13 protein-coding genes are annotated in these 22,213 nt (G+C 33.4%); 1 reads left to right on the top strand and 12 read right to left on the bottom strand.

Translation table 11 applies throughout. From position 1 onward, the window contains the following. Positions 1 to 7: 7 nt before the first annotated feature. The 12 genes from E9099_RS09545 to E9099_RS19190 all read right to left on the bottom strand — a co-directional run bounded on the left by E9099_RS09545 (position 8) and on the right by E9099_RS19190 (position 21,097). Positions 8 to 1,633 (bottom strand): MFS transporter, encoded by a 1,626-nt coding sequence (locus E9099_RS09545; protein WP_136583413.1) that lies wholly within the window; start codon positions 1,631 to 1,633, stop codon positions 8 to 10. A 139-nt stretch (positions 1,634 to 1,772) separates the two neighbouring features. Then, positions 1,773 to 2,474, bottom strand: a complete 702-nt coding sequence (locus tag E9099_RS09540) for a FadR/GntR family transcriptional regulator (protein ID WP_136583412.1) — start codon at positions 2,472 to 2,474, stop codon at positions 1,773 to 1,775. A gap of 466 nt (positions 2,475 to 2,940) precedes the next feature. Then, positions 2,941 to 4,278: a RagB/SusD family nutrient uptake outer membrane protein gene (locus tag E9099_RS09535; RefSeq protein ID WP_136583411.1), complete on the bottom strand. Its 1,338-nt coding sequence runs from the start codon at positions 4,276 to 4,278 to the stop codon at positions 2,941 to 2,943. Positions 4,279 to 4,290: 12 nt separating this feature from the next. Further along, the gene (locus tag E9099_RS09530; protein WP_136583410.1) at positions 4,291 to 7,473 is read right to left on the bottom strand and encodes a SusC/RagA family TonB-linked outer membrane protein; all 3,183 of its coding nucleotides are present in this window, start codon (positions 7,471 to 7,473) and stop codon (positions 4,291 to 4,293) included. 486 nt (positions 7,474 to 7,959) lie between these two features. Then, positions 7,960 to 8,334: a cupin domain-containing protein gene (locus E9099_RS09525; RefSeq protein WP_101015291.1), complete on the bottom strand. Its 375-nt coding sequence runs from the start codon at positions 8,332 to 8,334 to the stop codon at positions 7,960 to 7,962. Positions 8,335 to 8,358: 24 nt separating this feature from the next. Next, on the bottom strand, positions 8,359 to 10,647 hold the full coding sequence (locus tag E9099_RS09520) for an alginate lyase family protein (RefSeq protein WP_136583409.1): 2,289 nt from the start codon (positions 10,645 to 10,647) through the stop codon (positions 8,359 to 8,361). Positions 10,648 to 10,649: 2 nt separating this feature from the next. Next, positions 10,650 to 12,998, bottom strand: coding sequence for a chondroitinase-B domain-containing protein (locus tag E9099_RS09515; RefSeq protein ID WP_136583408.1), 2,349 nt, complete (start codon positions 12,996 to 12,998; stop codon positions 10,650 to 10,652). A 123-nt stretch (positions 12,999 to 13,121) separates the two neighbouring features. Next, positions 13,122 to 14,396 (bottom strand): Nramp family divalent metal transporter, encoded by a 1,275-nt coding sequence (locus E9099_RS09510; RefSeq protein ID WP_136583407.1) that lies wholly within the window; start codon positions 14,394 to 14,396, stop codon positions 13,122 to 13,124. Between the two features lie 34 nt (positions 14,397 to 14,430). Further along, positions 14,431 to 16,314, bottom strand: a complete 1,884-nt coding sequence (gene gndA / locus E9099_RS09505) for an NADP-dependent phosphogluconate dehydrogenase (protein ID WP_136583406.1) — start codon at positions 16,312 to 16,314, stop codon at positions 14,431 to 14,433. Positions 16,315 to 16,326: 12 nt separating this feature from the next. Then, complete coding sequence (locus E9099_RS09500) at positions 16,327 to 18,549, bottom strand: heparinase II/III family protein (protein ID WP_136583405.1); 2,223 nt, start codon at positions 18,547 to 18,549, stop codon at positions 16,327 to 16,329. 1 nt (position 18,550) lies between these two features. Beyond that, complete coding sequence (locus E9099_RS09495) at positions 18,551 to 20,887, bottom strand: chondroitinase-B domain-containing protein (RefSeq protein WP_136583404.1); 2,337 nt, start codon at positions 20,885 to 20,887, stop codon at positions 18,551 to 18,553. A 72-nt stretch (positions 20,888 to 20,959) separates the two neighbouring features. After that, positions 20,960 to 21,097 carry a hypothetical protein gene (locus E9099_RS19190; protein WP_168800733.1) on the bottom strand — a complete coding sequence of 46 codons (138 nt, stop codon included), beginning with the start codon at positions 21,095 to 21,097 and terminating at the stop codon, positions 20,960 to 20,962. 509 nt (positions 21,098 to 21,606) lie between these two features. Between E9099_RS19190 and E9099_RS19385 the strand changes: the two genes are divergently transcribed. Then, positions 21,607 to 22,062, top strand: coding sequence for a hypothetical protein (locus E9099_RS19385; protein WP_205960995.1), 456 nt, complete (start codon positions 21,607 to 21,609; stop codon positions 22,060 to 22,062). Positions 22,063 to 22,213 lie beyond the last annotated feature (151 nt).

The raw sequence follows: 22,213 nt of genomic DNA, 5'->3' as shown, positions 1-22,213 counted from the left end.
TGTCTAATTAACTTCTTGGTTTTAGTGGTTCTATTTTTGGACATAATAGCCAAACTGCTAAAAGTGCAACTATTGCTAAAGCGCCTCCTATTAAAAATGCAGGTGTATAATTACCTCCTGTTGTAATAAATGTTACTAAAAGTGTTAATCCCGCTGCTCCTAACTTGGCAGCCATACCTGCAAAACCAGACAAAGTACCCACAATTTTACCTCCAAAAAGATCGCTTGGTAGTGTTTGAATATTACCTATCGCCACTTGAAAACCAAATAATAATATTGCCATAATTATAACTGCAATTAATGCTGCAGTATTTCTAGCCTTATTAATTTCTGATAAAGACGCAAGCGCCGCAATTCCAAAATCTGACGGTGGTCCATATTTTGGCAACAAACGTTCTTCTTTTTCTGCTTCTGCTTTTGGTGTTTTCCAAACAGCAGATTGATATGCTTTCTTAAATCTAGGATTAGATTTAATTTCATTAGTACTATTTCCAGCAATGCTTTCAATAAAATCTTTATCCGATTTTAAATCTTTGAATGCTTCATTATCCATTATCTTTTTAACTTGTGGATCAGCCATTGTTAAAGCAGCAGCTTCTTGAACTCCAAAAACTCCTAAAACTTGCGGTGCACCAGGGTATTTTAATAGAATAAAACATGGAATCATTATTACACATCCCAATGTAATAACATACTTACGGGTCTTATCTACAGTCCATCCAAAATTTAGCTTTTTTTGAGCAAGTAAACCTCCATACCATGCACCAATCATTGCTCCTACATAAGGAACCCAAGCTGAAAATGCAATTTCTTTTACATTCATACCAAATACCTCAGATAAATATATAGGAATCCAAACAATAAACAACCACCAGATAGGATCAAGTGCTGCCGAAGCAATTATTACTCCCCAACTTTCTTTATGCTTAAGCAACTGTCCAGTATCAGGCACATATCCATCATCATAATTACCATCTTCATCAACATCTTGATTTTTTTGACCAGAAAGGATATATTTTCTTTCATCGTCAGACAACCAAGGATGTGTCTTTGGACCTGATTTTACAATGAACAACCAAGGTAATAACCATAATAACCCAAGTATACCTACAACAATAAAAATGGATTTCCACTCTAAATAAGCAGATAATAAACCAATAACAGGATAAGCAACAATACCTCCAATAGCAGCTCCTGAATTAAAAACACCTTGAGCCAGCGCTCTCTCTTTTGTTGGAAACCACTCTGCATTAGCTTTAGCTGCGCCAGGCCAATTTCCAGCTTCGGCAACACCTAATATTGATCTAAATATCGAAAAACTTAACATCCCTTGGGCTAAGGCGTGAACCATAGTTGCCACAGACCAAACACCAATAGATAAAGCAAACCCCATTCTAGTACCTATCCAGTCAAAAATTTTACCAAAAAGGGCCTGACCTCCGGCATAAGACAGTATAAAGACTGTTGATATGGTACCAAAAATAACCTTATGTCCATCCTTGTCCATTTCAGGAAATAAATCTTTAGCAATGTCAGGCCATAGTGCTCCAAAAGCTTGTCTATCGATGTAATTAATGACCGCCGCCAAAGCCACTAGCCCTACTACCCACCATCTTAATCCTTTTACTTTCATAAGGTTTTTTAATTTTTAAAATAAAACATCTAACAGGATATTTAGAAACAAACTAAATACCAGCACATTAGACTGATTTGTAATAAATTTGAATAATTATAACTTAAAGAAGTATTGCCTTAAATTATTTCCTATATATCTATAAATTGTAACAATATTTATACAATTCGTTAAAGTGATTTTTCATTGCTTGTTTTGCTTCCACTGGATTTTGATTTTTAATAGCATCAAAAATCAATTGATGTTCTGCAATAGCCCCTCCAGATAAATTTTTATCACATACGTGATACTTTTCAAAATTTGTAATAATCTCTGGAGTGATTATTAACATAAATGTATTCATGGTACTATTACCACTAGCTTTTGCAATCGCTAAATGAAATAGTAAATCTTCTTGTACTGCATTTTCTTTATTTTTAACTTTATCACTGTAGGCGTCTAAAGCTAATTTCATTTTTTCTAAATCTTCTTCTGTACGTCGTAAAGCTGCAAGCCTTACTGTTTTTAATTCTAGCAAAATTCTTGTTTCGACTAAATCTTTAAATTCTGGAGATTCTAATCTTAGGATATCTTCTATCATTCCATTCATAGCAATGACTCCAATATTTGCTACAAAAGTTCCGCTTTGCGGAATAGATTTTAATAATCCGTAAAATTCCAATTTTTGAATAGCCTCCCTTACATTACTCCTTGATACTTCAAACTTTTCAGATAACACACGTTCAGCAGGTAATTTATCTCCAGGTTCAAGATTTTTGATATTTATTAAATCTCTTATCTGAGCAATAATTTGCTTTTGTAGGCTAAAGTTTTCATTTTTTGTAAGGACTTCCAATTTCATATAAATAATATTTTATTTATTCTACCTTCAAATTTACTAAATATGAACAGATCTATTATATAATTATTTAGCTAAACTTTACAAGTTACGTGCAGAACTTGTAAAGCTTAACCTAAATAAAAGACTAATCATAATAATATTAATATGTGATCCTAGATCATAATATCTCATCTTTAAAAAAGAGGTATATAACCCTTTTTTTACATTGAAATTTACAACCTCTTTTAAAATTACAAACTATACTTCTTTTGTTTGTTTCTAAAAATAATATCGATTCCAATGCTTATATTTTCTACTAACAAACATCGTAATACAACTTTTTATCATTGACACAAACCTTGTATAATATAACTGTTTTCGTAATTTTATTAATTTAATCAAAAAAATATTTTCTTTCTTTATAAGTATTACATTTAAACCAAACGGATAAATAATAAGATTTATAAAGAAAGAAAATCACTAAGTATTAATAACCCGCATTTTGAGTAATCACACCATCCGTAGCTAATATTTCTGATACAGGAACAGGGAATAAATAATAATTACTATTAACGGTAACTCCCATTTCTGAATCCACGGTATTTGTTCTAACTAAATCAAACCATCTATGTCCTTCAAATGCTAATTCTAATCTTCTTTCATCTGCAATAGCTTGCCTAACATCAGCCTGAGAACTGATTGTTCCTGTTAAGCTATTTAAACCAGCTCTAGTTCTTATATCATCCAATAAAGGAAGTACGGTAGAAGCAGGAGACGCATTTTCATTCAATGTTTCAGCATATAATAAAATTAAATCTGCCAATCTCAATTCTATCCAATCATGCTCTGGACCTAAGCCTCCTTCTTTAGGAAATTTTACAGCAGTTAAACCATCTGCACTAAGCGTCACAGCCCTTCTTAAATCGGTACCACCACCATTAGCATCACTAGCATCAAATGCTGCTACTAAATCAGGGTCAACTGGTAAATCAGCTTTTGAATCATCTCCTACAAACCAATTCCAAAAATCCGAACCAAATGAATACTCATCTGTAACAGATCCTGTTATTTGAGTAGAAAAAATAATTTCAGAGTTTTCTACTTCATTTTGAGCTCCAAAAATTTCGTCGAAATTAGTTTTCAAACTTACTCCTGCTGCTGATGCTCCATTGACAACAGCCGCTAAATGCGGCTCAGCATTAATAAAATCGCCCATTGCCACATACACCTTACCTAATAAACTCTGAGCCGCATAACTAGAAGCTCTTCCATTAGCACTAGTTGTGCCTAACAAGGCCATAGCGCTATTTAAATCAGGAATAATAACATTATTGTATACCTCTGCCGCAGGTCGTCTTACCAAAACAGATGTATCAGTTAAACTTGGCGCTGCCAATAAATTAACAGTAACATCTCCAAAAACTTGGACTAATTTAAAATAAGATAAAGCTCTCAAGAATTTAGCCTCACCAACTTGAACATCATTAGAAGAATTTTCTATTACATTATTAGCACTCAATATTGATTTATAAATAGCGGTATAAAACGGCCCAAAAAACTGATCTTCCATAGCCGTTAATCCATTATCATATTCATCAAATTCTGTATATGGAGATTCGTCCATTACCGCATTATCCGATCTAAACTCTCCCATAACAGCAATTGGTGTTACAGCACCTAATTGATAATAATATGCAGCATTCAAAACACCTTCAAAATCTGATAAAGAATCTGAATTAGCAATATTAGACGGAGATTGTTCTAAATCCGTCGAACATGATGTTATGAAAAGCAATGATCCTAGTAATATAGATATTTTTTTCATTTTATTTTTTTTTTAAAAATTAACATTTAATCCTACTGTAAAACTTCTAACAATTGGACTAGCTCCAAATTGTGTTCCGTATGTCGTTGGTCCTAAATAATCACCACCAGAAGTACTAACTCCTTCAGGATTATAAGAAGTATAATCATCCGCCCATAAATACAATAAATTAGTTGCCGCTACATAAGCTCTAATAGAACTTAACCCTATTTTATCAACAACATCTTGTTGAAGTGTATATCCAATAGTTAAGTTTTTTAATGCTACAAAAGAAGCATCTTGTAAACTTGCATCTGTTTGATTTCTGTTTGGTGTGTAAAACTCACCATTATGATCAGCAATACCGTCATTATTAGCGTCAAAGCTATCAACTAATCTTCCTCCCCATTGTGAACCATAGTATAAAGGATCTACATTATAAACATCCGCTCCATGAGAACCTTGAATCTGTAAAGACATATCAAAATCCTTATAGGTGAAATTATGAGACATACCCCAATAAAAATCTGGTGTGTTTTGTCCAATTTTCACTAAATCTCCCCCATCTTCAACAGTTCTAGTGTTATCAATTACACCATCTCCATTTTGATCTACAACATAAGATTCTCCAGATTGGTTATTTGGACTTCTTGAACCATCAGCCAAATAAGTCATTTCAACCTCACCAATAGTTTCTAATCCCCACATCTCACCAATTCCTCCTCCTACATAGTTTCTATATACAGGTCCTCTTCCACTTACTCCATAAATTGTTTGAGGTAATTCTGAAAGTCCTCCTAAATCTGTGATTTCTGTTTCAACAGTAGATAAATTAGCTCCAAAACTCCAACTAAAATTATCATTACTTATGACTCTTGCATTTAATTCAAATTCCCAACCAGAACTTCTTACATCACCTGAATTAAGAACAATAGAAGACGTCCCTAACACTTCCGAAACACTTTGATTAATAAGGATATCTTCAATATCTGAAGTATAGTAATCTACACCAATTGTAAAACGATTATTTAAAACTCCGAAATCTACACCATAGTTAGTTTCAGTATTAGTTTGCCAAGTCAAATCTAAATTTGCAACATTATCAGGTATTAAAAAACCTGTTCCAAAAAATGTTGCTGAAGGATCCAACAAACTCAATGCATCATAAGATCCTAAAAAAGAAGTCGTTCCTAAAGACCCATAACTCATTCTTAATTTTAATTTACTCAATGTTTCACTTTCTTCTAAAAACGATTCTTTGTGGACATTCCATCCTAATGAAAATGCTGGAAAAGTAGCATATTGTTTATTCGCTCCAAAACGAGAATCTCCATCCCTTCTTACAGATGCAGATACTAAGTAACGATCATCATAAGCATAACTTACTCTACCAAACACACTCTCTCTTGCTCTTGTTTCATCTCTTTCTGTTACAGTTATATCCGCAGGATCAAATAAGTTATAATTTAACACATCTCCATCAGGTACATTTACACCATCTAATGCTGTCCCTTGATATTTTGTTGTTTGAAATTCTATTCCCGCAACTGCTGAAATGTCATGTTTACCATACTCTTTAGCAAAACTTAAAGTTGTTTCACTTAACACTGATGACACCTTTAAATCCGTCTGATCCATATATGTTTGAGCCGTCCTAGCTCTAGAATCATAACCAATTAATCTATGCTCATAATACTGTGTATCCTTAAGATCTCCACCTAAAACAGTTTTTAAATCAAGACCGTCGACAATACTATATTGTAAATAAGAACTTACATTCCCGAAAAATGTTTTTTCCCAACGTTCTGTATTATCAAGCTTTGCTGCAGGACCAGCATCACCAGAACCACCAATACCATTATTATTTCTTCCATAATGCCAATCTTGAGCCGCCATACCTGGCTCCAAAGTATAAATACTATTTGCCTCGTAACCAGACCCTCTATATCCATCATCAAAAGCTTCTAAACCTAAAGCTTGTGCTTGTGAATCTAATTGTTGCACGAATGCAATAGACTCTGCTGTATGATAAATAGGTGTTACAGGTGTTGACCTTAATAAATCCCTCATATCATGCCCTAAAATATCTCTATCAGATGTAAACCCATTAAAACTTACTCCTGTCTTAAATTTATCTCCTAACTTAGCATCAATATTTAAACGTGCATTTAACCGCTCATAACCTTCTGTAATAACAACACCTTCTACTTTCTGATACCCAATTGAAGCAAAAAAGCTTACATCATCAGACCCGCCACTCATATTAAAATCATGACTCATAGAATTACCATCACGAAACAACCAATCTTCTGGACTAATTGAACCTGGAGAATCTTCATAAGCACTTAGCCTATACTCTAAAAAATCAGGATCAACAGTATCTACCGTACCTGCCCAATTACCTGCAGCAATTTCCTCTCTTGCGTGAGCTGCCCATTCTGTACCAGACTTAAGAATATTTTTTCTGTATTTACTAGATGTACTTGTGTAAGTATTATAACTAAAAGTCGCTTTACCTGACTTTCCTTTTTTGGTTGTAATTAATATAACACCATTTGCACCTCTAGAACCATAAATAGCAGCAGAAGCCGCATCCTTTAAAACCTCTAAACTTTCAATATCATTTGGATTAACAGTAGCTAAACTACCTGAAATAGGAAAACCATCAACAACTATTAACGGGCTAGAATTACCAGAAATAGATGATGCCGCTCTAATTTGAATTTTAGGATCCGCACCAGGTGATCCATTTTGGTTTTGAATTAAAACCCCCGGTAGTTTACCCGCTAAAGCTTCATCAACTCGCGTAGCCTGAACACCTGCAACATCATCTCCACCAAGGCTAGATACTGCTCCTGTAAGATGTGATTTTTTTCGTGTACCATATCCAACAACAACAACTTCTTCTAAAGTATTAGCATCCACACTTAAGGATACATCAATTGTCTTTTGATCACCAACTACAACTGTTTGAGCCGTGTACCCTATATATGAGAATTGTAAAACATCTCCAGACTTCACTTTTATTTGATATTGACCATCAAAATCTGTACTTGCACCATTAGTCGTTCCTACAACAATAACATTAACGTTGGGCAATGGCATACTGTACTCGACATCAACCACTGTTCCCTTAATCGTCACACCGTCTTGAGCAAAAGCAGCAATACACATGAAGAGCATTGCAAATAGTGCTGATTTAGCTTTTAAATTCATAATTAATTTTTAAGTTTTAGTTAATTAATTTAGTTTCACTAAAAACACAAACGTTAGGCGAGTAACAATTTGTTTGTTACTTTTGTAATGTTATGTTTTTAACATAATTACTTCCCGTCAAAGAAGTGTTTTTTTTTAAAGGATAGATTTTTTAATCTGTCCTTTTTTTATGGTTTTAACCCAATAAACATAATTGGTTTACCAGATTGGTTTACCAAATATATATAAATATTTGTTAATTACAACGTTTTCGTGATTTTTCTATGTTAAAAAACCACATGTTTAAGTTAAAATAGTAAAGAATCACACAGAAAATAAGTGTTTCATTACTATTCTATAAAGTCTTCATATACAAGATTAAACAAATTTATCAAAATTATTACTTGACACTAATTGCTTTCTTTGGCAAAATAGTTTGGATTTTCACTCAACTTATGAGTCAAATAAAACCGATTTTAACGTTTCTCACTAGTCAGTCAATTCACTTTACTTCTTATCTCCAAAATAAGAGACCTCAGCTCCGCTTAAAAAATCTTCTCTTACAGGACTGAATGTATCTATTAACTCACCTTCTTCTAAACATACAGCACTGTGCAATAAATTAGGCTCAATATATACACCATCTCCCGCTTCTACAATTTGTTTTACGCCATCAATTTCAAATTCAAATTTACCCGAAACACAGTAAGTCGCTTGCGTATGAAAATGTTGATGCGGAGCACCTAATGCGCCCTCGTCAAATTTTACTCTGACCATCATAATTTGATTATCATAACCTAAAAATTTTCTTGACACACCACCACCAAGCACTTCCCATTCCATGTCTTTTGTAATGACGTATTTTTCACTAGATCGATTCATTTTTTTATTTATTTAAGGATTAATTTATTCAAAGTAATAAGCACCACTCCATTGGTATTCAACACCATTGATTTTTAAAGTATGCTTTGCTTCTTCTGAAGCCTTTTTATTTGCTGTTATAAAAAGTTTAGTAACACTGTTTATATCAGTTATTGCAATTGCGGTATATTCTTCAGTATCTAAAACAACTTTCAATTCTTTTATATTACTATTTGAATTTACAGCAGATTCTGAAACAGGACTATAACTACCATGTGCTTCTATAGTAGACACAAAAAGTGTGTTCTTAGTGTTTTTTCGTCTTAATAACAATGCAGGGTCCCGACGTAAATTAAACTCAGGATCGTTTGCTCCTATTCTAGTAAACATCAAATCATCCTCAGCATTAGTCACCGTGGTTAAGGTATAAAACTTACGATTATTTAACCACGAAAATTTACTATTAACGTCCGAAGCTTTGGCAGTCGCCTCCACATATAAGTGTTGATACCCATTTTTACTTCCTAATGGTTTCAACGTTTCTGGTGTTTTGTATTCAAAATTTGCAGCTAATACTTGACCAAAAAAGTAATATGGGAAATCATATTGATTGACTTTATTGGATATAATTTTCATAATATCCAACACATATGGTTTTTCGAAATCTGGATCTTTGATAATCGCCATAGTACGAAGCATTTCTGTCCCAGGATAAGCATTTACTTCTTTTGCACTTACGACTTGCACACCTGCATGGTCTGAAGAAAAATAGTGTAATACGGAATGGTGTTTACTTCCTATTTCGTATTTACCGTTAAAATGAGACGCTTCATTTTGCGTTACTGTATTATGAGCTATCGTTTGTTTTGCCCAGGTCTTGTTTTCCTTTAGATAGTTTCCGCCTCCTTTTTGTTCAATATTTACAAAACGTGCTAAACCATAATCTTGAATAACTTCTTCTCCATTTTCATATAAAGAATATGACAACTTATCATAATGACCATGGCTAGATCCTTGAGCTGCATATTTAAAAACAAGCTCTAATGGTTCATTTCTCAAAATACCAACACCACCTTGTGTTCCATTTGGCCCATCAGATAAATTAATCGATTTTTTATCAAACGGTATTGTTTCGCCATTTTTAATCCCGAGCGCTACTGCTAACCCCGAGTCGTCCAATAACACTTTGTCCTGTTTCTCTGCTACACTTAATAATCCTGCATCCTGATTTCCAAAATGATATGAAATATCTACTGCTGTAACTAAAGCATCATTATAGTAAGACATTCCTTTTTGACCATCATTAAGCGGAAAAAAATCACCATCTGCATCTGATAAGTTCAAAAGCGCATTAATGGATTTTAATAACACCCCATTTTTATACTCAAAAATCTTTAATTCTGGTTTAACATTATGTAATCCTTCAGCAAAAACTAAAAACGGATACATTGCATAGCGTTGATAATATGGCCCTTCATTATAATAACCATCTGGAGAAAATGGCTCTTCGATATTCGCTAAAAAACCAGCTTTACCATCTTTATTTAAAAACCCGCCATCATCATCTTTTTCTTCAGTATCTAATTTTAAATCTTTAATACCGTACAGAGCACGATCAATTAATTCTTGATCGTCCATCACCAAACCAATCATACCTACTGCTGCATTACCCCAAGTACTATGGTTATGCACTCTTTGGTAAAACTGTGGACTATCTACAGAAATATGATCTGCAAATGGCTTAAACAAATTTGTCTCTAGCTTAGTACGCTCTTCTTCGGACAAATAATTATAAACACAATCATAAGCTTGACTCACGTACACTAACCAATTAGCATCGTTTAAACACTGCCAAAACAATTTACCTCTTGCATACGATCTAGTTTTTGGATGCAGTGGTAATGTTTTATACATAGCCTCATATTGCATCAACATATCCTTTACATACTTAGCATATTTTTCGTCATCCAAAATTTGATATAACACACCCGCTTTTTGCAATACAACCATATTACGTTTATGACGTACATGCGTATAACCTCCAGAATAATCTAATGGAATCGGTGTCTCAATACCTAATGCAATCTCGGCATCTATTTCTTCTTGCACCGTTTTTAGGGTTGTATCAAAAATAGGAATACTCCCTAATTGCGCTCTAATATCTTTAACGCCTCGAGCAGTTAAAATCAAATTAGGATGCATTGTTGTTTTTATTGTTGTCGCCGTTTCCGCTTTACTATTTGTATGCGCTGCATTTTCTTTTTTACAAGAAAACGCAGTCAATACAATCGCGACTAAAGCAAATCTTAATATGAAGTTTTTATTAAATGTCATGATTAGTTTTTAGCAATAATTCCTATTTCTTTTTTATCTGTCCCTTTCCCTCGTAATGAAGACTCCTCTAATAGTTGAAATGTTCCTTCCTTAAACTCAGGCTCAATACTATAAAGATTTTCTACATTATATTTCTCGTCTCCAGTAACTTCAATTTCACCAGACTTATAATAGTTATTATTAACTACGTTTACAATGGGCTCTCCAACAACTAGGTGCATTTTTAAACCCTTAGTATTATTAAAATTATTATTCTGGATATCATTTACTTGCACACCATATAAAGACATTGCTGCTTTGTATTTGTTTTTCTTACCAAAACCTACATTATTAAAGACATTATGATCGACTTCTAGAAACGGTCCGAATGTACTTTCGTCTTTTCCGCCTCTGTATAATCGTAATGCAGCACCTTGCATATCGTTAACCGTATTGTTTTTCATTAACATGTATTCTACATTATAAGCTCCAATGTCATCAGTTTCCTTGTCTAATGCCGCAATATGTCCTGATATATTTTTGAAAGTAGAATTTTGAATACTAATTGTATCTGCAAATGTCCCTTTAGACACTCGTAAGACATCAAAAGAATGATTAACCACCATATCTTTAAACTCGCAATTATCAATAAACAATTTGTAATTATCTAACATAGAATTTTTACTTGTGCTTATCACTGAATTACCTGCGTAATCCGGTGATTTTGTACCATCAAACGATACATTCTCTAAAGATAAACTTCCACCATTCTGAATTTCGAAAGCCATCATACGTTCAAATAAAATCGTTGCTTTTTTTGTTCCTGAAGTTTTAAAAGTTAAAGGGTGCTTAATCTGAACTGCTTTAGTAATTAGATAAATACCAGCTTCTTCTAATTCTATTATATCGCCAGCTTCAGACTCCTTAACAATTTCATACAGTGTATTAATACCCGCTTTAACTTTTATTGTTTTACCAGAATTTAAAGCAATGTTTGTATCTGCCTTAGAGTACCAAGTCGTCCCTGTATTTTCTTTGGTTGCGACATTTGGACTTATAGTAACTTTAGATTTAATTTTATCCGAAGTCGGTATTAAAAATCCTTGTTCGTTTTTTACTAATGTTATTTCTGCGTTTTCAAAGCCGCTAGTAATACTGGTTTTACCATTTGTACCTAAAAGATTATCTTTAAATGTAATGCCACTAATATCATCATACACCGTAAATGTGTCGTCTTTAGTGTCATTATAAAAGATATTTCCTGAAATCTCTGACGTTCTTGGCGCTTGACTTCTTTCAGAATCACTACCTGCACCTAATTGAATATGATCACAATTTACAAACGTGTTATTATTTAGCTTAGAATCTATAACAGGTACGTAACGATTTGGTGGCGAATTTGGCACACCATTCATCATTACAAAAGCACCTCTAAAACGATAGCCCGTTAATCCAACATGGTAATTATTAATTACAGTTTGTGATTCATTAATGATACGTACACCTCCAGTACTTGGTTTTCCGTTGCCTATAAACACATTCCCATCTACCAAAGTTTCATTTCCATGACGCATCGTTAAGGTGCCTGTACATTCAAAAAAGGTATTGTATTTAAAAGTATTTTGACACGATTTATTTGAGATAATTTCGTGTTCTCCGTTAGTTCTATCAAAATAGTTAGATTCTACTAACGTTTTAGAATTTTCTAATGCCGTATGACTGGTACCAATACGCAATGTTTCGCCACCATTGTTTCCGTAGGTTGGACGTGGTCCGAAATAATTATGATCAATTTTATGATTGTTTTGTACACTTTCTTTTGTATCCAAACCGACAATCATAGTCACCCCTAAATTCTTTTTACCTGAAATATGATTGTGATCTATGCGATTATTTTTTCCGTAGATAGTGACCCAATAATCTTGCACTTGACGCTCTGGATTATTAAAATTATCAATAACACACTCTGTTAATCTTGTATTATTAGCTAATTCTTCTCTGTTTTTTCTAAATGAAATAACGGCATTTGTTGGGGTATACCCATTTTTAAAAACAAGACCATTAACAATTAAATGTTCTCCTGCCAATTGAAGATTTGAAGCCCCTTCTAGAGTCACCTCTCCTTTAGTTTCTACTGTTAAAGTAATAGGCTTTTCTGTAGTTCCGTGACCTTCAAAAACCAATTCAGCATCTTTCCAAATACCATTAGCTAAAGTGATAATATCACCTGGACTTGCCTTTTTAACAGCAGTATTAAACTCAGCTACATCTTTAACTAACAATCTATTAGTAGCAGACTCTTTTTCTTTACAAGAAATTGAAACAAATAAACAGACGATTAATAAAAGCGAAAATAGTGGTTGTTTTTTCATAAAAATTGGTTTACCAAATTGGTTTACCAATATACAAGCATTTTTAATGCTAACCAAAATAATCTATTGACATTTAACTCTAATCTATGCTATTTTGACCATGCACAAAAAAGTCAACCTATTTTAAAAGTATTCTGTTAAGGCTATAATACCATTATAAGAAATGACACAAGCAAAAAGCAACGCTGCAAACAACCCAATATTGACAAAAAGACTGGTTTTATAATTCCCCATAACCTTTTTACTATTCACCATTATTATAATACCCAAAATCACAAGAGGTAAAACAAATACATTAAACACTTGAGATAAAATCTGAATTTCAATAGGGTTTGCTCCAAAAGCAGGCCCGATCAAAGCTACCAAACACGCTACAAAAGTTACAACTCTAAACTGTTTAGAACTTGTATCTAACTCTCCTGATTGATAATCTGCAAGCAATAAAGGCGCTATTAAAAGGCATGGAAATATAGACGACAAACCAGCACTTAACGCTCCGAAGAAAAATATAGTAACAGCCCATTTTCCAGCAACTGGCTCTAAAGTATTAGCCATATCCAATACACTGTTAACTTCTTTTCCTTGATAAAACAAGGCTCCAGCTGCTACAGCCATAATAGTTGCACTAATTATAAATATTAAAATTGCTGCGGTGATAGAATCTCTTTTTTGTTGCCCTAAGTTTTTAATGTCCCAACCTTTACCTTTAACAAATAATGGTCTTGATAAAAATGTAGCAGACGCCATAGTAGTCCCAACAAATGCCGCAACTAACATTTTACCTCCTGGAACATCCGGAATCGTAGGTATCAACCCTTTAACAACATCTAAGGGAAGCGGTTGCACAAAACATAAGGATAACAAAAATGAAAACCCCATTAACGTCACAAAAATGACTAATATTTTTTCAAAAAAAGTATACTTCCCAACTAGCATCAATAAGTAAAACGTAATAATAATTATAATCGCCGTTATTAAAACTGTTTCATATTTATAAGCACCCAATCCCTCAAAATTGACTGCTAATATTTCAAAAATAATATTAGATGAAATCCCTAAAATCCCCATCAAAGAATTCCATTGTCCAAACGTAATACCAACTATAATTAAGATAGCTAAAGCTTTACCATATTTTAAATGTTTTTTAAAACCATAGAGTGCTGTTTCTCCTGTTATCAAACCATAGTTTCCGTAAGCAAACATTAATATTCCAGAAAACAAACAACTTAAAAGCAACACCCACAATAATTGCATATTAAATTTACTTCCTGCAACAATCATTGAAGTAACACTTCCAGTACCTATAGTATACCCAATAGCAAAAATACCAGGACCAAAACCTAATACGATAGCTATAATCTTTTTGAAAAATGAATTTTTAGGTGTTGTTACATCCATAATATGTGTTAGTTTTTAAGATTAGTTTGTTTTATTAGTTCCATTTGGTATGATGAGACTTACCTGAAGCATCGTCTAACCTTAGATACGTATGCGCCCCGAAATAATCACGTTGAGCTTGGATTACATTTGCCGAAGCATATTCTGTTGTTATTCCGTTCAAAAACTGAACAGCTTCACTTAGAGCCGGTGTTGCAATATCACTAAGAACAGCTTCCGACACTACCTTTTTAGCTGCAGGTCTGTAACCATCAATCTTTGTTATTAATTCTGTATTAGTTAATAAGTTAGCTGTATCCTTAAACACACTAACTAATTCCTCCATTAGAGAAGATCTAATTATGCAACCATTAGTCCAAATTCTAGCAATTTCACTAAGATTTAAATCCCATTCAAATTTACTTGAAGCTTCTGCTATTAACTTAAACCCTTGATAATGGTTAATAATTCTTGCAAACTGATATCCTTTCAAGACCTCATCAGTACTGATTTTTAAATCTGATTTAGTATTGTAATTAAATCGTTTACTTAATTCCATTCGCTCCTCTTTATAAAACGAAATATATCTTGAAAACAACGCTGAAGCAATTAAAGTACTTGGCACTCCTAGTTCCGCAGATGCAATCGTCGTCCAGTTACCCGTCCCCTTATTACCTGCTTTATCTAATATCTTTTTTACCAGCCAATCGTCGCCTTCTTTCTTTTTAAAAATAGCTGTTGTTATTTCTAGTAAATAACTATCTGCTGTGTCAGCCCAAGACTCCAAAGTATTAGCAACTACATCCGGACTTTGTCCTAAAGCCTCCAAAATAGTAGTTACCTCAGCTAGCAATTGCATTTCTACATACTCCACACCATTGTGCACCATTTTAATAAACTGACCGCTTCCTTCTGGGCCGACATACGTACAACAAGGCAAACCGTTTTTATCTTTAGCTGCAATAGTTTCCAAAAAAGGCGCCACTTTATCATAAGCTTCTTTATCACCACTTGGCATTATAGATGGTCCTTTTAAAGCTCCTTCTTCTCCACCAGAAACCCCTGTCCCAATAAAATTAACCCCCTTAGTCTTTAAATAATCGTAACGTTCTTTTGTTTTTTTATAGTTTGAATTTCCTCCGTCAATTATGATATCATTTTTTGTTAAATGAGGCAATAAATCTTCAATAACATAATCTATTGTTTTACCCGCATTAACCATTAGCATAATCCGTCTTGGTTGTTGTAAAGAATTTACAAAGGCTGAAATATCATCAAAAGCTTCCGCTTGCGCCAACTCAGTATATTGTGCTTTAAAATTTTTAGCAACATCAACCTCTACACTATCGACATGCCTGTTAAACATCGAAATTTTAAAACCGTTATTAGCTAAATTTCTACACAGGCTTTTTCCCATGATACCCAAACCAAATAATCCAAACTCTGAGGTATTCATTAATTCTTGTTTTATTATTTTAATAATATTTTCTGGTGTCGCACTGATATCTATTTGAATCGCATTTTTAGGAATTTCTAAAGTATCAAATTGCGATTGTAGTAATTCGGCAGGCATAAAATGATCCGCTCTACTATTTACTCTTTCTAATATCTGATCAAAAGCCCCGTTTAAATGCACCCAAGCCGTATCGTCTTCAATAGTAAGACTTAATAAATCGCGATACTTTTGCTTTAAAGCAGAACATACGATTACACAACTTCCTTTATTAAGCTGCTTTTTTGCTAAGTTATTTAAAGTCTCTAACCAACCTTGTCTGTCAGCATCATTCAAAGCTTGTCCATTAGACATTTTTGTAATATTACTTTCCGGATGAAAATCGTCACCATCAAAAAAAGGAATATCTAATGCTTCAGACAACAACTTTCCAATAGTGCTTTTTCCACAACCTGAAACACCTATAACAAATATTACTTTTTTCAATCGCTTTGTATTTTAATTAGCTTTTACTGAACACTTAATTTTTTGCTTTACCCCTTTCTGAGTAATTTCAGCTTTACATTCCTTTTTACTAAGCAATTGTAACCTCAACCCTTCAGCCCCAGTATTCACTAACACATCCACAACTTCTTCAAACTTAATTTTAGTATCACCAAATTCTAATGTTTTAACTGAAAAGAACATAGAAACCCCCTCTTTAGTTAAAGAAACAGCGTCACTATTATCAGCAATCCACTTTGAAGCATTAAGCTTCCAACCGCTAAACTGTTTATCTTTAGCATCCTCATCTATACGTTTGTCATAAGTTTCAAAAGGATAAACAATTGTTATAAAGCTGAATTGTTTTGCATTCGATTTTGACACCACAGACCACTCTTTACCTCTTGCGCCGTCTGTTTCTACTTTATCTATTGTATTCAACTGAAAAATATCCAACCCTGAACCATCATCAAAAGAAGACCGCAATAAATCGGCACCATTTTCTTCCGTGTAATGTCCTTGCCAAACTTGTTTGTATTCGTGACTGTCTTTCGACTTAAAATTATCCTTAACAATCCAGAAATCATTTTTAATAGTAATAACTTGTCTGTTATAGTCTACACCAATGTTTTCAAAACCATCATGACTACCTACAAAAACATCTAAATGATCACTAGTATCAAAAGCAATTACTTTTGGTTGTGCCAATTGTTTAAACTTACCAAATCCGCTACCTCCTTTATTACTTGTATATTGTTTACCAAGCAATTCGTTATCGACTAAAGCTACATTTTTAGTCATGGAGTTTTTAAACAACTCTAAATCTTTTAATGAATAACGGACTTGATAATTTGGTAATACAACTTGACCATTAGCCATTGCTTGAACACCCAAAATATCACCATGTTGATGATCAGGCTTTAAAGGATCTAATCCAGCCGAAATCACCATCATATTATCCTTAGCATTCCAACCTTCTCGCATTATATAATAGCCCGTGTCTGGAAAAGACAAAGACAAGTGTTTTGGTGCTACAGAATTAATATTTTTTAATTTCTCTAACTGTACTGCACTAGCATCCCAATAAAACTTTGTACTTAATTTATTCTTTGCAAAGTATCCCATCTCAGGATCTTCAAAAAGCAAATACCCTAAAGTCATTGCTCCAGAAATATCATTTTTTACGGCCCAAGGTGCATCTGTATCGTCAGACAACACAGGCGCTGATTTATCGGGAAATGCAATTTTAGTAAGTGTTGTAAATAACGACTCTAATTTGTTTTCCCATACCGGGTTTATTGGTAATTTGCTTTTCTTAGCTAATTGGTACACATAAAAATAAGTCCCTATATCACTCATATGATAATGGATTGTGCGCTCAAACTGAAACCCATCATCATTAATTTCTTTATCTAAGTGCTCTCCTAAAAGCGTCATAGAATGCTTATACCACTCGTCCGCACCTTTAAAATCTCTCAATACAATAGACAGCATTGCTAAAGCCGACAATCCTCGTGTTTGATGATTACCCGATTTAAACGTTTTATTATGCTCATATAAATGTTGCGCATGTTGTAAAAACGTTGCAATGGTCACTAATTGCTCCGCATCAGAGTAGCCAGACTGTCCTAAAAACAAACTGTGTAATTGCAACCAATTAATCATACGGTATCCAGAACGAAAGGCCTCATACACGCCATTACCATCTTCAATACGTTCATATTGTTTATTGACTAAGGCTGTATTTAAAGACGCTAATTGTTCTGTAAAATAATCAAGATATTGCTCGTCTTTATTCTGGTAAAAATAATAGTATCCAATATCTATCATTTTATGCTGCCTAGCCAAATGGCGCAAAGCATAAGCATTTACTGGATCTCCGTTTTGATAATTAAAAGGCAATTCCCATTGCGCTTTCGCGGGAAATTTTGCCAAATGATCCAATGCGCGTTCTGTATGATTTATTTTGGCCTCAGGATAAATCTCTGTGTATTCCTTAAATCGCTTCTCGTTAGTTTCCCAATTATAGAAATAACGTTCCGTAAATTTTGTTCTAAAAAACCGTGCTAAGTCCGCTTCAGAAATAGCTCCGTTAGTTTTTAAATCTTGTTGAACAGTGCTTGTTAAATAAGATGCTAAATCTTGATTAGACAAAACCTTATCAGAAGGTATCGTTTGCCCTTCAACAGTTTGAAACCATCCTAATAAACTTATAAAAAGTAGTGTTATTGACTTCATATTAATACATCAATTTCATTTTCAAATTCTCTTCCGTGTTAATTTGCCCTGAATTAACTAGAGTGTTTTCGGACTCTACATTATTTTTTGCTCCCCATAATGTAGAGACAAACTGTACTTTGTTGTTTTTAAATGTGTTTTTAGTGATATTCACATTTACAATCCCGTTATGATTCAATAATGTTTTGTTCTTTTCTTTAGCTCCACAATTAATAAAAGTACTATTCGTGATTAGAAGGTTTCCGCCGATAGTAGACTCGTCATACCCCCCTCTATAATAATCAATCACATTTGCTTTTACATTATCAAAATGACAGTTATTAATGGTTAAATACTCTGTATTATAATCTCCTTTATCGTTGGTTTCCTCTGATAATTCTAATCCATTTTCACAGTTTGTGATTGCCGTATTCTCAAAAGTAATACGCTCTGAAAATGATTCTTTATACACTTTTAACACATAGTCAAAATCACTAATTTCAGTATTTGAAACTGTTAGACCGAAGTGGTTAGCCATGTTTTCTTTTAAACTTGCAAAGGCATAATTATTTTCATTCCCTTCTAAAACAATATTATTAATTGTTAATTTACCTTTAGATTGCAATGAAAACAATGGTGTCTCAGACGGTCCCACATATACTAACTTAGCCTTCTTTTCTCCTTGAGATTGTATTGTAATTGCTTTATTAATTATTAAAGCCTTCTTAAAAGCATAACTACCTTCCGCTATAGCGATAATATCCCCACTATTAGCTTCATTTATTTTAGCTTGTAAATCCTCTGCTTCGTTTACAACATGCGTTACTGGAGCTTTCACTTCTGCTTCATTTGAATACCAAGTTGTTCCGTATTTAGATTTATCCAAAATATTAGGACTACCAACCTCTGTGCCGATTACTGCACCAATACTGGTATTATCTATTCTTGACGTTCCAAATAAGTCTTTCTCAATCGTATTAAAATCGAAACCTTTATAAGCTTTTATTTCTTCAGGAACTCCTATTGGTAAAAACAGATTATCCGTTAACTTTTTCAACTCTAAAGAGGCCGCTATAATACCACCATCAAAATCATTAAACGACACGCCTTTATTATCGACTACATTATTTACAAATGTTACACCGTCTGCTTTATCGTTTTCCACAACAATAGCTTCCAACCCTTTTTCATTATACACAACGTTATTAGCAACCGTTGTTCTAATTGCTCGAGCCGATCTAATTTCTGATTTTGGTAACACATCCGCTTGCGCGATATTTGTACCCACACCAAATTGCCAAGGCGAACTACAATTAACGTAAGTATTATAAGCAACAACCACATCTGTGACTTGGTTGTAACGGTTTAATGGTGATTTAGGAATTCCATTCATAACCGCTAAAGGACTTCTAAAGCTTTTCCCTTTTAAATTGTAAAAGAAATTATTTGTAACCCAATGCCCTGTGTTAATTATTCTAATCCCACCATAATTCTCGTTTACACCATCACCTATAAAATAATTCCCATCGATTTTACAGTAATTACCATGACGTGTCACTAAAGACCCCTCACTTTTATAAAACACATTATTTCTAAACTCGTTGAAATTAGTTTTACTAGAAATCACCTCAACTTCACCATTACATTCTTCAAATAAATTATTAGCAACCATAGTATGGCTTGGAGACATAGACGTATAACTATTACCTAATTGAATAGTTTCTCCGCTTGGCCCACCTTTTACAGGTCTTGGTCCAAAATGATTATTAATAATTTGATGATAATTATTAATACTTTCAACACCTTCTATACTAACTCTTACTGTTGGGCCTCTGTTTGTTTTACCTGCAATATAACTATTGCTCAACTCATTATGTCTTCCCCAAAATTGCACCCATAAATCACTATTATCCCTTTTAGGCTTATTAAAATCTTCAATAACACAATTAGTCACCTTACAATGGTCAGCGATTTCATCCGGCGCATCCTTATGACTAATTTTAAAATCTATTACAGCACTAGATGGTGAAAATCCATTTTTAAAATGCAACCCTTCAACCACTAAGTATTCCCCTCCAAATTTCAAATACGACTGTCCTTCAATGGACACTTTACCTGCCGTTTCCGCCTTTAAGGTTATTGGATTGTCTTCAGTTCCTTTTCCTCTAAATTTTATTTCAAAATCCTTATAAGTTCCATTAGCCAACACAATATTATCACCAGGCTTAGCATCTTTAATAGCGCTATTTAATGCTTCTATATTAGATACCGTAGTAACACTAGCTTGTGTTGTTATTGTTTTTTTTCCACAAGAGATAAGGAAAAGAGATAAAACTAAAATATATACTGTTTTTTTCATAAGTATTAATAGTGTTGTTTTTATAAAAGATAAAAGTCTATTATTTTATTAAAAGACCTGGTTATTATTATTTTAATGTGTCACAACTAAATCATAGTATTTAGCGTAACAAAAAGCATCTGCATTTATAATTGTCAAGTAATTCCATACATCTAACCCCAAGTCTGTTTCTTCTGGCGCATTATTATCACCAACATCTTCTACCTCCATTGTAACTGCGAGAAGTTGCCTTATCACTGTGACAAACGAGCAACTACATATGATAAAAATAGTGTGCTTTTTTAACCCTAACCTTAACTGGTTTACCAATCTGGTTTACCAAATATAGTTTTTTTTAGTACACTACTAAAACAATAAACTTAATAAATAGCATCTAAAACTAATTATTTCATAATAACACACGTTTTCTAACGCATAAAATCATCATTTTTATTAAAAAACATACCGTATTCTAAATTCACAAAACTAATAAAACAGATTAAGAATATCTGAGTTCTTTTATTTACAATTCACTTTCAATTAAAAGCTTACAATCCTTAATGCTCCATAAAAAAAAAGAAATTAAAACCTTAAACAAAAGACATAAGCACATTAATACTAACAATTTAGGTACTATAAGTTGTTTTTTATCTAAAATGTTAAAATTTTGTTATAATTACTATAGTTTTTTGAAATTAACTTGTTAATTTTGAATTAATATAACACTAAAACAGAATCTAATGAAAAAATTATTATTAAGTGCAGTCCTAGTTGCTGCCGTATTATTTACATCTTGTAGAGATGAAAAAGACAATGCTGACAAAACTGAAGACACTTTAGAAAACGCTGCTGAAGCGACAGGTGATGCTTTAGAAAATGCAGCCAACACTACTGGTGATGCCACAAAAGATGCTGCTAACGCAACAGGTGAAGCTCTAGAGGACGCTGCTAACGCTACTGGTGATGCTGTAAAAGACGCAACCAACGCAACAGGTGAAGCTTTAGAGAACGCTGCTAATGCTACTGGTGATGCTGTAAAAGAGACAGCTGAGGGCGCTAAGCAATTAGCTACAGACGCAGTGGATGGTGCTAAAAAAATGGGTACTGATGCTGCAAACGCAACAAAAGAAGCTGCCTCAAAAACAGGAGCTGCTGTTGAAGAAACAAAGCAAAGAGTAAAAAGAGAAATGGATTAAAAACCTTATTTACAAAAACACTCTTTTCGAAACAAAAAAACCTTATCAAAATCTGATAAGGTTTTTTTTGTATTCAAAACTTAATTCATCTAAAAGCGCACACCCTAAATAATTGAGAGGCTACTTTTATAAAGCAAAAAACCTCTTGAAA

Origin of the sequence: Psychroserpens sp. NJDZ02, from assembly GCF_004843725.1 — a bacterium.
Lineage (GTDB): Bacteria > Bacteroidota > Bacteroidia > Flavobacteriales > Flavobacteriaceae > Olleya.
The sequence above is the reverse complement of the archived record's forward strand: the minus strand, read 5'-3'. Positions and strand labels throughout refer to the sequence as shown.

Excerpts from the sequence above, each read along its gene's own strand:
- E9099_RS09530 (WP_136583410.1), bottom strand. The coding sequence starts at position 7,473 with ATGAATTTAAAAGCTAAATCAGCACTATTTGCAATGCTCTTCATGTGT.
- E9099_RS09520 (WP_136583409.1), bottom strand. The coding sequence starts at position 10,647 with ATGACATTTAATAAAAACTTCATATTAAGATTTGCTTTAGTCGCGATT.
- E9099_RS09525 (WP_101015291.1), bottom strand. The coding sequence starts at position 8,334 with ATGAATCGATCTAGTGAAAAATACGTCATTACAAAAGACATGGAATGG.
- E9099_RS09545 (WP_136583413.1), bottom strand. The coding sequence starts at position 1,633 with ATGAAAGTAAAAGGATTAAGATGGTGGGTAGTAGGGCTAGTGGCTTTG.
- E9099_RS09500 (WP_136583405.1), bottom strand. The coding sequence starts at position 18,549 with ATGAAGTCAATAACACTACTTTTTATAAGTTTATTAGGATGGTTTCAA.
- E9099_RS09540 (WP_136583412.1), bottom strand. The coding sequence starts at position 2,474 with ATGAAATTGGAAGTCCTTACAAAAAATGAAAACTTTAGCCTACAAAAG.
- E9099_RS09535 (WP_136583411.1), bottom strand. The coding sequence starts at position 4,278 with ATGAAAAAAATATCTATATTACTAGGATCATTGCTTTTCATAACATCA.
- E9099_RS19385 (WP_205960995.1), top strand. The coding sequence starts at position 21,607 with ATGAAAAAATTATTATTAAGTGCAGTCCTAGTTGCTGCCGTATTATTT.
- E9099_RS09515 (WP_136583408.1), bottom strand. The coding sequence starts at position 12,998 with ATGAAAAAACAACCACTATTTTCGCTTTTATTAATCGTCTGTTTATTT.
- E9099_RS09495 (WP_136583404.1), bottom strand. The coding sequence starts at position 20,887 with ATGAAAAAAACAGTATATATTTTAGTTTTATCTCTTTTCCTTATCTCT.
- E9099_RS09510 (WP_136583407.1), bottom strand. The coding sequence starts at position 14,396 with ATGGATGTAACAACACCTAAAAATTCATTTTTCAAAAAGATTATAGCT.
- E9099_RS19190 (WP_168800733.1), bottom strand. The coding sequence starts at position 21,097 with ATGGAGGTAGAAGATGTTGGTGATAATAATGCGCCAGAAGAAACAGAC.